This window comes from Terrabacter sp. NPDC080008, from assembly GCF_040702505.1.
GTDB lineage: Bacteria > Actinomycetota > Actinomycetes > Actinomycetales > Dermatophilaceae > Terrabacter.
Map to the genome: position 1 here is coordinate 641,527 of NZ_JBFBLC010000002.1, position 13,177 is coordinate 654,703.

General features: G+C 72.4%; 11 protein-coding genes. 3 read left to right on the forward strand and 8 right to left on the reverse strand.

The window, feature by feature from the left end; genetic code table 11:
- Positions 1-2: 2 nt before the first annotated feature.
- A complete protein-coding gene (locus AB0316_RS09005; RefSeq protein ID WP_366272365.1) occupies positions 3-1,508 on the reverse strand; it encodes a CoA-acylating methylmalonate-semialdehyde dehydrogenase in 1,506 nt (501 codons plus the stop codon).
- A gap of 60 nt (positions 1,509-1,568) precedes the next feature.
- On the opposite strand from AB0316_RS09005, the gene AB0316_RS09010 reads away from it, so the two are divergent.
- Positions 1,569-2,921 (forward strand): PLP-dependent aminotransferase family protein, encoded by a 1,353-nt coding sequence (locus tag AB0316_RS09010; protein ID WP_366272367.1) that lies wholly within the window; start codon positions 1,569-1,571, stop codon positions 2,919-2,921.
- 29 nt (positions 2,922-2,950) lie between these two features.
- Here AB0316_RS09010 and AB0316_RS09015 read toward each other — a convergent pair whose 3' ends face one another.
- Positions 2,951-3,406, reverse strand: a complete 456-nt coding sequence (locus AB0316_RS09015) for a YdeI/OmpD-associated family protein (RefSeq protein ID WP_366272369.1) — start codon at positions 3,404-3,406, stop codon at positions 2,951-2,953.
- A gap of 32 nt (positions 3,407-3,438) precedes the next feature.
- The gene (locus AB0316_RS09020) at positions 3,439-3,801 is read right to left on the reverse strand and encodes a DUF5997 family protein (protein ID WP_366272371.1); all 363 of its coding nucleotides are present in this window, start codon (positions 3,799-3,801) and stop codon (positions 3,439-3,441) included.
- Positions 3,802-3,902: 101 nt separating this feature from the next.
- Between AB0316_RS09020 and AB0316_RS09025 the strand changes: the two genes are divergently transcribed.
- Positions 3,903-4,685 (forward strand): LysR substrate-binding domain-containing protein, encoded by a 783-nt coding sequence (locus AB0316_RS09025; protein WP_366272373.1) that lies wholly within the window; start codon positions 3,903-3,905, stop codon positions 4,683-4,685.
- A 9-nt stretch (positions 4,686-4,694) separates the two neighbouring features.
- Here the strand turns inward: AB0316_RS09025 and AB0316_RS09030 are convergent, their stop codons facing one another.
- Complete coding sequence (locus AB0316_RS09030; RefSeq protein WP_366272375.1) at positions 4,695-5,405, reverse strand: HAD family hydrolase; 711 nt, start codon at positions 5,403-5,405, stop codon at positions 4,695-4,697.
- Positions 5,406-5,409: 4 nt separating this feature from the next.
- Entirely contained in the window at positions 5,410-9,126 is a 3,717-nt protein-coding gene (gene metH / locus AB0316_RS09035; protein WP_366272837.1) for a methionine synthase, read from the reverse strand.
- Between the two features lie 322 nt (positions 9,127-9,448).
- On the opposite strand from metH, the gene AB0316_RS09040 reads away from it, so the two are divergent.
- Entirely contained in the window at positions 9,449-10,303 is an 855-nt protein-coding gene (locus tag AB0316_RS09040; RefSeq protein WP_366272377.1) for a PAC2 family protein, read from the forward strand.
- Between the two features lie 200 nt (positions 10,304-10,503).
- Here the strand turns inward: AB0316_RS09040 and mshC are convergent, their stop codons facing one another.
- The 3 genes from mshC to AB0316_RS09055 all read right to left on the reverse strand — a co-directional run bounded on the left by mshC (position 10,504) and on the right by AB0316_RS09055 (position 13,175).
- On the reverse strand, positions 10,504-11,760 hold the full coding sequence (gene mshC, locus AB0316_RS09045) for a cysteine--1-D-myo-inosityl 2-amino-2-deoxy-alpha-D-glucopyranoside ligase (protein ID WP_366272379.1): 1,257 nt from the start codon (positions 11,758-11,760) through the stop codon (positions 10,504-10,506).
- A 76-nt stretch (positions 11,761-11,836) separates the two neighbouring features.
- A complete protein-coding gene (locus tag AB0316_RS09050) occupies positions 11,837-12,646 on the reverse strand; it encodes an SCO1664 family protein (protein ID WP_366272380.1) in 810 nt (269 codons plus the stop codon).
- Complete coding sequence (locus AB0316_RS09055; RefSeq protein ID WP_366272382.1) at positions 12,630-13,175, reverse strand: DUF3090 domain-containing protein; 546 nt, start codon at positions 13,173-13,175, stop codon at positions 12,630-12,632. Before AB0316_RS09055 ends, AB0316_RS09050 begins: the two co-directional genes overlap by 17 nt.
- Positions 13,176-13,177 lie beyond the last annotated feature (2 nt).

Genomic DNA, 13,177 nt, shown 5'->3' on the forward strand with positions numbered 1-13,177 from the left:
GGTCAGCGGGTGCGCGGGAAGCCGAGGTCGACGCTCGAGGTGGCCGGGTCGGGCCAGCGCTGCGTCACCACCTTGCCGCGGGTGTAGAAGTTGATGCCCTCGGGGCCGTACATGTGGGTGTCGCCGAAGAGCGAGTCCTTCCAGCCACCGAAGGAGTAGTACGCGACGGGGACCGGGATGGGCACGTTGATGCCGACCATGCCGACCTCGACCTCGTTCTGGAAGCGGCGGGCCGCTCCCCCGTCGCGGGTGAAGATCGCGGTGCCGTTGGCGTAGCGGTTGCTGTTGATGAGCGCCAGCCCCTCGTCGTAGGTGGCGACCCGCACGACCGACAGCACCGGGCCGAAGATCTCGTCGCGGTACACGGTCATGTCGGGCGTCACGTCGTCGAGCAGCGTCATCCCGAGGAAGAAGCCGTCCTCGGGGACGTCCTGCTCACGGCCGTCGACGACGACGGTGGCCCCGGCCTCGGCGCCGGCGGCCACGTAGCCGGCCACCTTGTCGCGGTGCTCACGGGTGATGAGGGGACCCATGTCGGTGCCCTCCGCGGCGCCGGCGCCGACCGTCAGCTGCGGCAGGCGGGAGGAGATGGCCGAGACGAGCTCGTCGCCGACCTCGCCCACCGCCACGGCGACGGACAGGGCCATGCAGCGCTCGCCGGCGGCGCCGTAGGCGGCCGAGACGATGGCGTCGGCTGCCATGTCGATGTCGGCGTCGGGGAGCACGAGGGCGTGGTTCTTGGCACCGCCGAGGGCCTGGACGCGCTTGCCCTTCGCCGTGCCGCGCTCGTAGATGTACTTGGCGATGGGGGTCGAGCCGACGAAGCTGATGGCGGCGACGTCCTCGTGGTCGAGGAGCGCGTCGACTGCCTCCTTGTCACCGTGCACGACGGTGAAGACGCCGTCGGGCAGCCCCGCCTCCTTCCACAGCTCGGCGAGGAAGAGCGAGGCCGACGGGTCCTTCTCGCTGGGCTTGAGCACGAAGGTGTTGCCGCAGGCGATGGCGTTGGCGCACATCCACAGCGGGACCATGACCGGGAAGTTGAACGGGGTGATGCCGGCGACGACGCCGAGCGGCTGGCGGATGCTGTAGACGTCGACGCCCGAGGCCGCCTGCTCGGAGAAGCCACCCTTGAGCAGCTGCGGGACGCCCGTCGCGAACTCGACGTTCTCGAGCCCGCGGGCGATCTCGCCCACCGCGTCGGAGAGCACCTTGCCGTGCTCGGCGGTGATGATCGCCGCCAGCTCGTCGGTGCGGCTGTGGAGCAGCTCCCGGAAGGCGAAGAGGACCGCCGACCGCTTGGAGAGGGAGCTGGCGCGCCACTCGCGGGCGGCTGCGACGGCGGTCTTGACCGCCTCGTCGACCTCGCCGGCGGAGGCCAGCGGCACCTCGCCGGTCTGCTGCCCGGTGGCAGGGTCGTAGACGGGCGAGGTGCGCCCGGAGGCACCGGGCCGGCGGCTGCCCGAGATCCAGTGGTCGATGGCTGACACGGTCGGAGTCGTCGTCATGGACCCAAGATTACGTTCCACTTTCGGGCCACACAATGAAGTCGTTGCTATGTTACGAACATGCGCGCCGTCATCTCCTCCCTCGAGGAGCGCCTCGACGCCCCGACCGCCAAGGGCCTGGCCCAGGCCGTCTCCAGAGCCATCCGCGACCAGGCACTCCGGCCGGGCGACCAGCTGCCGCCCATCCGACAGCTGGCTGCCGAGCTGATGATGTCGCCCACGACCGTCAGCGCCGCCTGGCAGCTGCTCGCACGCTCGGGCACCATCCGCTCCGACGGGCGCCGCGGCACGACGGTGGCCCCCACCGCGCGCGGGGGCGAGCGCTACTCCCGGGCCCTGAGGCACGAGTCGCCGGTGCAGCTGGACCTGTCGACCGGCATCCCGGACGGCGCGCTGCTGCCACCGCTCGTCCCGGTGCTCTCGACGCTGCACGACCCCGCCACGCCGAGCAGCTACCTCGACGACCCCGTCCTGCACGACCTGCGCACCGAGCTCGCTCGCGACTGGCCGTATGCCGCCGACGACCTCCTCGTCGTCGACGGCGCCATGGACGCGCTCGACCTGATCACCAGGGCCCTGCTGCGTCCTGGGGACGTCGTGCTCGTCGAGGACCCCGGCTTCCCGCCGCTGCTCGACCTGCTCGAGGACCGCGGGGCTGTCGTCGTCGGTGTGCCCGTCCAGCAGGACGGGCTCGACCTGGCGCGCGTCGAGTCCCTGCTCGCCCGGCGGCCTGCCGCCGTCGTGATCCAGCCCCGCGGCCAGAACCCGACCGGCGTGTCCATGTCTGCCGAGAAGGCGGAGCATCTGGCGGCCCTGCTTCGCGGCCATGACTGTGTCGTCGTCGAGGACGACTCGAGCGGGCCGATCGCGACGTCGGAGCCGCTCAGCCTCGGCGCGTGGATTCCCGACCAGGTGCTGCACGTCCGCAGCTACAGCAAGTCCCACGGCCCCGACCTGCGCATCGCCGCGCTCAGTGGGCCGGACGCGCTGCTGGCGCCGATCCGGCACGCCAGGGCGATCGGTCAGGGCTGGACGAGCCGTCTGCTCCAGCGGGTGCTTACCGCCCTGCTGCGCGACGCGGAGTGCGCGCAGCACATCGAGCGGGCGCGCACGGAGTACGCCCGCCGACGCCAGCTCGTCGTGGACGGCCTCTCGCGCCACGGCATCGAGGTGCCCGGCACGGAAGGCCTCAACATCTGGGTGCCCGTGCGCGACGAGGCGGCTGCGGTGCTGCGCCTGGCGAGCCAGGGCATCGCCGTGACCCCCGGCTCCCCCTTCTCTGTCGGGCAGGTGACCGGGCCCGAAGGGCACGTCCGAGTCACCACCGGGCTGGTCGCCGAGCGCCACGACGAGATCGCAGACCTGATTGCGGATGCCGCGCACGCCGGCGCCTGGACCGCCCAGCACCGCTGAGGCCCGGGGAGCCGCCGCCGAACGGGCCGCTAGGAGCGCAGCGCGTCGAGGACCGTGGCCACGCGCCGCCGACGGGTCTCCTCGGTCTTGGCCGAGGACACCGAGAGGGCGTACGCCTTCTGCCGGCTCGGGGTGAGCGCCTCCCAGGCGGCCGCGGCCGACGCGTCGCCCCGCAGGGCCTCCCGGAGGTCATTGGGCAGTTCCACCGTGCGCGGCGAGTCGTCGAGCTCCAGCCGCACCTCGATCTCGTCACCGGCCCCACGGCCCGTCGCCGCCCGGGTCGCGGCGTTGAAAGAGACGAGGAACCGGCCGCCCATCGAGGCGATCGAGCCGGCGAAGGTGTGGCCGCCGTCGACGGTCACCGAGACGGGGACACGTCTGCCGCGTCCGAACGACGTCACCACGTCGTCCGGGACGACGATGGCGACGTTGTTGCCGCCCATGGGCTCGAGCACGGTGCGGAAGGTCTGGACGGTCTCGGTCACGGCTGCTCCCTGGGTGAGCGGTGGAGGGCGGTTCAGCCCTTGGCTGCCCTGACCCGGGCCTCCTCGGCGCGCACCTGGGCATGGATGTCGCGCTCGGCCACGAGCCAGTCCGGCATCTCGTCGAGGATCGCCTTGATCTGCGCGGTCGTCAGGTGCTCGCCGACGCCTGCGCGGACCAGCCCGGAGCCGGAGATGCCGAGGCGGCGCGCCGTCTCCTGGCGGGTGTGCGGGCCGTTGCGGCGCAGGTCCGAGAGCCACTGCGGCGGGTCCGCCTGCAGGGCGTTGAGCTCGTCGCGGCTGACCACGCCGGCCTGGAACTCGGGCGGCGTCTCACCGAGCAGGACCCCGAGCTTGTTCGCGGCCGTCTGGGGCTTCATGGTCTGCGGCTTCGGCATGGGCCAAGCGTAGGGGCTGCCGCCCGGGCGTCCGACCACGCGGGCTGCACTAGCCTCGGACCGTGCCGCCACGACCGTGGGGGCCACGACGGGAGGCCGGCATGACCCAACCCTTCCGGGTCGAGTTCGTGCCCGGCGTGACGCCCGACAAGTGGCTGCGCACGTGGGCCGCCCGGTTCCCCGAGTCCGCGGTGGACGCTGTCCCCGTCGAGCAGGAGGAGGCAACGGCCCACCTGCGTGACCGGTCCGCGTCGATGGTGCTGCTGCGGCTGCCGATCGACCGGAACGGTCTTCACGTCATCCCCCTCTACGAGGAGGTGCCGGTGGTGGTGGCCGCCAAGGAGAGCGTCATCGCCGCCTTCGAGGAGGTCGACGTCGCGGACCTCGCCGAGGAGGTGCTGGTGCAGGACCCGGCACACGTGCCGGAATGGGCGGGGGTCGCGACGGCAGAGGCCCTCGACCGCAGCCGGGCCATGCCGGCGATGACGACGAGGCAGGCGATCTCGGTGGTGGCGGCCGGCTCGGGAGTCCTCGTCGTGCCGATGTCGGTGGCCCGCCTGCACCACCGGAAGGACGTCGTGCACCGGCCGGTCACCGGGGTGGCGCCGTCGGGCGTGGGCCTCGCGTGGCGCGTGGACGACGACGACCCCCGCATCGAGGACTTCATCGGGATCGTCCGGGGCCGCACGGAGCGCTCCAGCCGCGGCGCCGGGCAGGCGACCGAGGACGCGCGGGAGTCCCGGGGTCCCGGGGAGCCGGGCGGGCGGCATACGTCCTCGGAGGGACGCCGGCAGGAGCGCGGTCGCGCCCTCCCCCAGCGAGGGGCGGCCCCTCGACGTCGGGGTGCGGGACCGGCGCGCAGCCGGCGCAAGGGCCGTCGCTGACCGCTCCGGTCAGCGGCCGGCGCGCACGCCTGCCACGATGCCCGTGAGGTCGGTCGCCCGCACCCCCGCCAGGGTGTCGATGTGCACGGCCCCGTCGACCGCCGGCACCGGGACGACGTGGGGGATCGCGATGGTGGGCACCCCGGCAGCCGTCGCCGAGCGCACACCCGCCGGGGAGTCCTCGAGGGCGATGCAGTCGGCGGGCTCGGCCCCGACGAGCCGCGCGGCGGCGAGGTAGGGCTCGGGGTGCGGCTTGCCGTGGCTCACCTCGTCGCCCGTCACGAGGTGCTGGAAGGCGCCCTCGGGGAGAGCGCGGACCACGACGTCGGCGAGCGAGCGCCACGACATCGTCACCAGCAGCGACGGGACCCCGAGCTCGCCGAGCTCGAGCAGCAGCTCGCGGGCGCCGGGACGCCACGGGACCCGCTGCTCGACCCGGCGGATGACGCGCTGGAGCAGGGCGTCGACGATCTCGGGCACCGAGAGGGTGATGCCCGACTGGTCGATGATGAGCTGGGCCGAGACCTCGAGGGCGTTGCCGACGAGCTTGTGGGCGAACTCGTCGTTCCACACTCCCCCGTGGGCGCCGACGAGCTCGTGCTCGGCCTCGATCCAGTAGGGCTCCGTGTCGACGAGCGTGCCGTCCATGTCCCACAGGACGGCGGCGGGCAGCGCCGCCGCGAAGGGCCGCGCCTCGGCGGTGGTGTCCGGGAGAGTCACGCGATCAGTCCTCCGGGTCGTAGGCGAGGTTGGCCGACAGCCAGCGCTCGGCCTGGGCGAGGGTCCAGCCCTTGCGGTCGGCGTAGTCCTGCACCTGGTCGCGCCCGAGCCGGCCGACGACGAAGTACTGCGAGTCCGGGTGCGAGAAGTACCAGCCCGAGACCGACGCGCCCGGCGCCATGGCCATGCTTTCGGTCAGGCTGATCCCTGTGTTGGCCTCGACGTCGAGCAGCTGCCAGAGCGTCTCCTTCTCGGTGTGCTCCGGGCACGCCGGGTAGCCCGGGGCCGGGCGGATGCCGGCGTACTGCTCCTTGATGAGCGCGACGTTGTCGAGGTGCTCGTCGGGCGCGTAGCCCCAGAACTCCCTGCGGACGCGCTCGTGCATCCGCTCCGCGAACGCCTCGGCCAGCCGGTCGGCGAGCGACTCGAGCAGGATCGCGTTGTAGTCGTCGAGCTCCGCCCGGAACTGCTGTACGCGTTCGGCGCCGCCGAGACCGGCGGTGACGGCGAAGCCACCGACCCAGTCGTGGGTGCCCTTCGGGGCGACGTAGTCGGCGAGCGAGCGGTTGGGCACGCCGGCGCGGTGGTCGCCCTGCTGGCGCAGGTGGTGCAGCACGGCCAGCGGCTCGGTGCGGTCCTCGTCGGCGTAGACCTCGACGTCGTCCCCGGTGGAGTTGGCCGGCCAGAAGCCGATGACACCGTTGGCCGTGAGCCAGTGCTCCTCGACGATGCGTTCGAGCATGGCCTGCGCGTCGTCGTAGAGCTTGCGGGCGGCCTGCCCGCTGGCCGGGTTGTTGAGGATGTCGGGGAAGCTGCCCTTCATCTCCCAGGCGTTGAAGAAGGGCTGCCAGTCGATGTAGCGGCGCAGCTCGCCCAGCGGGTAGTCGTGGAAGACCTTGACGTGCTGGGCCGCTCCGTGCGAGCGGGTGACCGTCGAGACGTCGTGGTCCTGCTGCAGCAGCAGGTGCGGGTGCGGCGGGTGGTAGCCGCCCCATTCGATCGGGGTGCGGCGCTCGCGCGCCTGCTCGAGCGTGAGCAGCGGGCGCTCGTGCTTGTTCGCGTGCCGGGCCCGGAGGGAGTCGTAGTCCTCCTTGATCTGCGCCATCAGGCGAGGTCGCTGCTCGTCGCTGAGCAGGGCCGCGGCGGTCGGCACGGACCGGGAGGCGTCCTTGACCCAGACGACCGGGCCGTCGTAGCGCTGGTCGACCTTGACGGCCGTGTGGGCGCGGGAGGTGGTGGCGCCTCCGATGAGCAGCGGGATGGTCATCCCCTGGCGCTGCATCTCGGCGGCGAAGCCCACCATCTCGTCGAGCGAGGGGGTGATGAGGCCCGAGAGGCCGATGATGTCGGCGTCGTGCTCGCGGGCGGCGTCGAGGATCTTCTGGGCCGGCACCATGACGCCGAGGTCGATGACCTCGTAGTTGTTGCACTGGAGCACCACGCCGACGATGTTCTTGCCGATGTCGTGGACGTCGCCCTTGACGGTGGCCATGACGATCGTGCCGTTGGTGTCCTTCTGCGTGGCCAGCGACGGGTCGTCGATCTTCTCCTGCTCGATGAACGGGATGAGGTAGGCGACGGCCTTCTTCATGACCCGGGCGCTCTTGACCACCTGCGGCAGGAACATCTTGCCGGCGCCGAAGAGGTCGCCGACGACGTTCATGCCGTCCATGAGTGGGCCCTCGATCACCTCGATCGGACGGCCGCCGCGCTCGGCGATCTCGGCCCGGAGGATCTCGGTGTCCGACTCGATGTGCGCGTCGATGCCCTTGACGAGCGAGTGGGTGATGCGCTCGCCGATGGGCAGGGCGCGCCACTCCTCCTCGCTCACCTCGGCGGCCTCGCCGGTCTTGTTGTACTGCTCGGCGATCTCGAGCAGCCGCTCGGCGGCGTCGGGCCGGCGGTTGAGGACGACGTCCTCGATGCGCTCGCGCAGCTCCGGGTCGACCTCGTCGTAGACGGCGAGGGCGCCGGCGTTGACGATGCCCATGTCCAGGCCCGCCGCGATGGCGTGGTAGAGGAACACGGCGTGGATCGCCTCGCGCACCGGGTTGTTGCCGCGGAAGCTGAACGACACGTTTGAGATGCCGCCGGAGACCTTGGCGCCCGGGAGGTTCTCCTTGATCCAGCGGGTCGCCTCGATGAAGTCGAGGCCGTAGGACGCGTGCTCCTCGATGCCCGTCGCCACGGCGAAGACGTTGGGGTCGAAGATGATGTCCTCGGCCGGGAAGCCGACCTCGTCGACGAGCAGGTGGTACGCGCGGGCGCAGATCTGCTTGCGGCGCTCGAGCGAGTCGGCCTGGCCGTCCTCGTCGAAGGCCATGACGACCGCAGCGGCGCCGTACTTGCGCACGAGCCGGGCGTGCTCGAGGAAGGGCTCCTCGCCCTCCTTGAGGGAGATCGAGTTGACGATCGCCTTGCCCTGCACGCACTTCAGGCCGGCCTCGATGACCTCCCACTTGGAGGAGTCGACCATGACCGGCACACGGCTGATGTCCGGCTCGCTCGCGACCAGCTTCAGGAAGCGGTCCATCGCCGCGACCCCGTCGATCATGCCCTCGTCCATGTTGACGTCGATGACCTGCGCGCCGTTCTCGACCTGCTGGGCGGCGACCGACAGCGCCGTGTCGTAGTCGCCGTCCTTGATGAGCTTGCGGAAGCGTGCCGAGCCGGTGATGTTGGTGCGCTCGCCGACGTTGACGAAGAGGCTGTCGTCCCTGATGGTGAACGGCTCCAGGCCGGAGAGGCGCATCGCCGGCTCGATCGGGCCGAACTCGCGCACCGGCTTGCCGTCCACGGCCTCGGCGATGGCCCGGATGTGCTCGGGCGTGGTGCCGCAGCAGCCGCCGACGAGGTTGACGAGGCCCGCCTCGGCGAACTCGCCGACGATGCCCGCGGTCTCCTCGGGCGCCTCGTCGTACTCGCCGAAGGCGTTGGGCAGGCCGGCGTTCGGGTAGCAGGAGACGAACGAGTCGGCCAGGCGCGCCATCTCGGCGATGTACGGGCGCATCTCCTTCGCGCCGAGGGCGCAGTTGAGGCCGACGGCCAGCGGCGACACGTGCCGGATCGAGTCCCAGAAGGCCTCGGTGACCTGCCCGGAGAGCGTGCGGCCCGAGGCGTCGGTGATGGTGCCCGAGACGACGACCGGCCAGCGCCGGCCCTGCTCCTCGAAGAGCGTCTCGACGGCGAAGATGGCCGCCTTCGCGTTGAGGGTGTCGAAGATCGTCTCGATGAAGATGAGGTCGCAGCCGCCGTCGACGAGGCCGCGGGCGGCCTCGAGGTAGGCCGCGACGAGCTGGTCGTAGGAGACGTTGCGCGCGCCCGGGTCGTTGACGTCCGGGGAGATCGAGGCCGTACGCGTCGTCGGCCCGAGCGCGCCGGCGACGTAGCGCGGCCGGTCCGGAGTGCGCTCGGTCATGGCGTCGGCCTCGCGGCGCGCCAGTGCCGCCGCCTCGAAGTTGAGCTCGTAGGCGAGCTCCTCCATGCCGTAGTCCGACAGCGAGATGGCGTTGGCGTTGAAGGTGTTGGTCTCGATGATGTCGGCGCCGGCCTCGAGGTACTCGCGGTGGATGCCGGCGATGATGTGCGGCGCCGTCAGCGTCAGGAGGTCGTTGTTGCCCTGGACGTCGCTCGGCCAGTCGGCGAACCGCTCCCCGCGGTAGCCGGCCTCGTCGGGCCGGTCGCGCTGGATGGCCGTGCCCATGGCGCCGTCGAGGATCATGATCCGCCGGCCGAGGGTGGCGGTCAGGACTTCGGTGGCATCGGGTCGCTGCTGCGACTGGGACAACGTGGCTCCTCTCGGCGGCGCGGGTTTCGCGCCGGATGACGGGACCGGGCCGATTCTACGGAGCGCGTCGTCGGCTCGCGCCGCCCGCCCGCTCTGCGGTCACCCGGCAGCCGCATACCCAGCGGCCGGCATACCGGCACGAAGCGGGAGCCCGGTGAGCCGCACGGGACGCGCCGCGGCCGTCACGGGCCCCACGACACCGGCAGGACCTAGGCTGAAGGGGTCGGCGCGACCGCGCCACGGTGAAGGAGAAGACGTGCTGGAGTTCGAGGACGTGCCGGAGCTGACCGACCCGGTGCTCATCGCGGCCTTCGAGGGCTGGAACGACGCCGGGGAGGCCGCCACGAGCGCCGTGCGGCACCTGGCCGACGTGTGGGGCGCCGAGGTGGTCGCCGCCTTCGACCCCGAGGACTACTACGACTTCCAGGTCAACCGGCCGCGCGTCTCGCTCGAGGACGGCCGTCGGCTGCTCAGCTGGCCGACCACGCGCATCCTCGTGGCCACCGAGACCGGCTTCGAACGCGACGTCGTGCTCGTGCAGGGCATCGAGCCGTCGATGCGGTGGCGCGCCTTCTCCGTCGAGCTGCTCGAGCTCGCCGAGCAGCTCGGGGTGACGACCATCGTCACCGTGGGGGCGCTGCTGGCCGACGTGCCGCACACCCGTCCCATCCCGGTGACCGCGACCGCCGAGGACGAGGCGGCCATCCACCGTTTCGACGTCGAGGCCTCCCGCTACGAGGGCCCGACCGGCATCGTCGGCGTGCTGACCCACACCGCCAGCGACGCCGGCGTCCCCACGGTGTCGGCCTGGGCCGCGGTGCCCCACTACGCCGGTGGCGCGCCCTCGCCCAAGGCCACCCTCAGCCTGCTGCGCCGTATCGAGTCGCTGCTCGGTATCACCGTGCCGCACGGCGACCTCGAGGAGAGCGCGCGGGCCTGGGAGCGCGGGGTCGACGAGCTCGCGCAGTCCGACGAGGAGGTCGCCGAGTACGTCCAGTCGCTCGAGGAGGCGCAGGACACCGCGGAGCTGCCCGAGGCGAGCGGCGATGCGATCGCCAGGGAGTTCGAGCGCTACCTCCGCGGCCGCGACGACGACCAGCCGGGCCGCTAGTCCGGCCCGTCGAGGGCGGACCTGCAGCGCGAACGCAACAAGCCGCCACGTGGCGGCTCGTCGCGCCGATCGGGCCCACCCGACCGCAACAACCCGCCACGTGGTGGCCTGTCGTGCCGGTTCGGTCAGCGGGCCCGAGCGGGGGGGGCACCGTCACCGACCTGCCGCCACCTTGGCCGGCGAGGGGCGACGCTCTGCCGTCAGAGGCGGACGCCGAGGAGGGCGTCGAGGGCACGACCGAGTATGCCGGGTGCACCGGGGTCATCGCCCCCGCGGCTGAGTGCCTGGCTGGCCCAGCGGTCGACGGCCTCGAGGGCCCGGGGGCTGTCGAGGTCGTCTGCCAGGGCGGCGCGGATGTCGTCGACCGTCTGGTCGGCGACCGGGCCGCCGTTGCCGGACAGGGCGTCGCGCCAGGTCGCGAGTCGCTGCTGTGCCTCGGCCTGCTGGGCGTCGGTCCACATCCAGTCGTGGGCGTGGTGCCGGGCCAGCAGCGCCAGGCGGATGGCCATCGGGTCGACGCCCTGCCGGCGCAGCTGCGAGACGAGCACCAGGTTGCCCCGGCTCTTGCTCATCTTCTCGCCGTCGAGGCCGACCATGCCCTGGTGCACGAACGCGCCCGCGAAGGACTCGGATCCGCTGATCGCCCGCGCGTGGGCCGAGCTCATCTCGTGGTGCGGGAAGACGAGGTCGGTGCCGCCGCCCTGGACGTCGACCGGGATGCCGAGGTGGTCGAGGGCGATGCACGCGCACTCGATGTGCCAGCCGGGACGGCCCGGGCCGAGGCTGCCGCCGTCCCACTCGGGCTCACCCTCGCGGTGGGCGCGCCACAGCAGCGCGTCCAGGCGATTCCGCTTGCCCTCGCGGTCGGGGTCGCCCCCGCGCTCGGCGAAGACCTCCATCATGCCGGCCTCGTCGAGGTGGCTCACCGAGCCGAAGCGCGGATCGCGGGCGACGTCGAAGTAGTAGTCGCACGCGCCCTTGCGGGACGCGTCCGGCGCCGGCACGGCATACGCCCACCCGTCGGCCACGAGCTTCTCGATGGGGCCGACGAACGTCGGGATGCTCTCCACGGCGCCGAGGTACTCGTCCGGCGGGATGACGGCGAGGGCCGTCATGTCCTCCCGGAAGAGCGCGATCTCGCGGGTGGCGAGGTCGCGCCAGTCGATGCCGTCACGCTCGGCGCGCTCGAGCAGCGGGTCGTCGATGTCGGTGATGTTCTGCACGTAGCGCACGGTGTGGCCGCTGTCGCGCAGCACACGGCCGAGCAGGTCGAAGGTGACGTAGGTGGCGGCGTGGCCCATGTGCGTCGCGTCGTAGGGCGTGATGCCGCAGACGTAGAGCGTCACCTGCTCGCCTCGGGCGGCGGGGACCAGCTCGCCGGTTGCCGTGTCGCGCACGAGCACCTCGGGGGCGCTGCCCGGGACCTTGGGGATGAACGGCGTCGGCCAGCTTCTCACGCGCCGACTCTATCCCGGGGCTCTCAGCGCTCCCGGACCGGTTCGGCAGCCCGGCCGGCAGCCTCGGCAGGCAGGCTCACAGCGGCGGCCAGGGCACCGACGGCCAGTCGCCCCTCGGATAGGGGTGCACGCCGCGCTCGAGGAGACGCGCGACCCGCAGGGCGAGTGCCTCGACGTCGGCCTCCGGGAGCAGCGCGAGCAGCCGGTCACGGTCGGCCTCGTCGTCGAGGGCGGTGCGCAGCCGTCGCAGCCGGGCGCTGTCGGCGTCGGTGAGCGGCTCCCCCGCCCAGCCCCACAGGACGGTGCGCAGCTTCGGCGTCGGCGAGAAGGTCACCCCGTGGTCGATCGCCCAGAGGCGACCGTCCTTGTCGCGCAGGCAGTGCGAGCCCTTGCGGTCGGAGTTGTTGAGCGCCGCGTCGAGGACCGCGAGGGACCGCACGTCGTCGGCGCCGGAGTGCACGACGGTCACGGCCCGCCCGCCGGGCGTCTCGCCGTCGAGCACCTCGTGCCAGCCCTCGGGGGTCTGGCCCTCAGGCACGAGGTCGACGACCACGTCGCCCGCGACCGGGTCGAACGGGTCACCGATCCACAGCTGCACCGAGCCGGGACCCAGGGGGCCGTCACGCAGGACGGTCGGTGGCACGACGTCCCAGCCGCCCAGCTCGGACACGACGTGGGCCGCGACCTCGCGACCGGCGAGCGTGCCGTCGGGGAAGTCCCAGAGCGGGCGCTCGCCGCGGACGGGCTTGTAGATCACGTGGCCGCCGGGCAGCGTGGACACGCGCGCGATGACGGCGAGGTTCGAGGAGTCGGCTACCCGCCCCAGCACCTCGATCTCGCCGGTCAGGTCGACCGCCGACGGAGTGGGGTCAGCGCTTGTAGCCATTGGCCCGCGGGCAGATGTGGCCCGTGGGGTCGAGGGGGTTGCCGCAGAACGGGCAGGGTGGGCGCCCCGCGGCCACGAGGGCGTTGCTGCGCCGGGCGAAGGCCCGGGCCTCCGCCGGGCTGAGGCTCACCCGGATGGAGTTGCGCGCCAGCGGGGCCACCTCGTCGTCGGCCTGCTCGTCGACCTCGTCGGGGTCGTGGTCGTGGCACTCGATGACGAGCTTCTGCCGGTCCTCGTCCCAGGCCAGCGACAGGGTCTGGACGCGCCAGTCCTCGTCGAACGGCGTCTGCAGCGGCTCGGTGTCCTCCGCGACGCCGCCCGGCTCACCGGGCTCGACCGCCTCGGCCGGCGCGAGCTGGTCGAGGACGTCGTTGATGCGGTCGGCGAGGATGGAGACCTGCTGCTTCTCGACGCCCACCGTGACCACGAGGGGCCCGGTGCTCGCCTGGAGGTAGAAGGCCCGCTGGCCGGCGGGGCCGACCGTCCCGGCGACGAACCGGTCAGCGGGATCGAAGTCCTGGACCGTCATGC